Consider the following 256-nt stretch of genomic DNA (forward strand, 5'->3'; position numbering starts at 1 on the left):
TCATAATCGCTTCGATGGCATCTTCTGCTAATTGTTCATTGCCCTGGGCTAGATATAATGAAATGATAACGATTCGATCTTCATATTTTTCTAAGATTTCTTTCCCATCACGGCTTTTCATTGCATAACTATCATAAAATTTTGAAGCACTCATAAATGAGGGGAAGCGAAATTTGTAAGAGTATGCTTTCTTATACATACGTTTAATAAAATCTAAAGAATATAATTCTAAAAATTCTTTTTCATAATAACCTTC

The 256-nt window shown here is 30.5% G+C and carries 1 protein-coding gene; it reads right to left on the bottom strand.

Annotated elements, in window-relative coordinates:
- Positions 1 to 256, bottom strand: a 256-nt coding sequence (locus tag R0J88_RS21600) for a ribonucleotide reductase N-terminal alpha domain-containing protein (protein ID WP_410901118.1), incomplete at both ends; no start/stop codon positions are given.

This window comes from Pseudoalteromonas sp. SIMBA_162, from assembly GCF_046535955.1.
Lineage (GTDB): Bacteria > Pseudomonadota > Gammaproteobacteria > Enterobacterales > Alteromonadaceae > Pseudoalteromonas > Pseudoalteromonas marina.